1 protein-coding gene is annotated in these 630 nt (G+C 59.8%); it reads left to right on the top strand.

Annotated features, from left to right (window positions below; all coding sequences use genetic code 11):
* Positions 1-69: 69 nt before the first annotated feature.
* The coding region (locus IG178_RS24795) for a PaeR7I family type II restriction endonuclease (protein WP_226895782.1) at positions 70-630 on the top strand (561 nt) is incomplete at its 3' end.

Consider the following 630-nt stretch of genomic DNA (forward strand, 5'->3'; position numbering starts at 1 on the left):
CCAATGATGTGGAGAGCTCCCATGACAGACCACCTTGTGCCAGAGGATCCGACTCAAACGGCCGTCTCCTTGTTCTGGACCAAGCGCGCCGATCAGATGGCAGCCCTAGAAGATGGAGGGCTGGCTGGCGGAGCGGCGCGGGCCGGTGGGCACATGAACGGGATCCGGGACCTGGTCGCCGACATCTTCGCCGAGGCCGGCATGGGCCCGGAGACCATTACCTATGAACCGTTCCTCCCTGGTTACTACCGACCGCGCAAGAAGTGGGACATGGCCGTCCGCTACAAGGGAGCCCTGGTGGCGGCTTTGGAGTTCAAGAGCCAGGTCGGCAGCGTAGGAAAGAACTTCAACAACCGCTTCGAAGAAGCCCTCGGCAGTGGCACCGATACCTGGGCAGCACAAAGGAAGAACACCTCATACGGGGACGTTCCCCCGTGGCTCGGCTACGTCTTCGTCCTGCGCGAGGACAAAGAGACCGAACAGGTCAACCGACGCGTGCCAGCACTTTTCCCCGTGGACCCGGTTTTTGAGGGCCAGTCTTACAACCAGCGCTACCAAGAAATGGTGCGCCGGTTCATGGGTGACAACATCTATCAAGCTGGTTGGTTTATCACCACTAAGGTCAACGAA

Origin of the sequence: Neoluteolibacter marinus (assembly GCF_014904755.1) — a bacterium.
Lineage (GTDB): Bacteria > Verrucomicrobiota > Verrucomicrobiia > Verrucomicrobiales > Akkermansiaceae > Haloferula > Haloferula marina.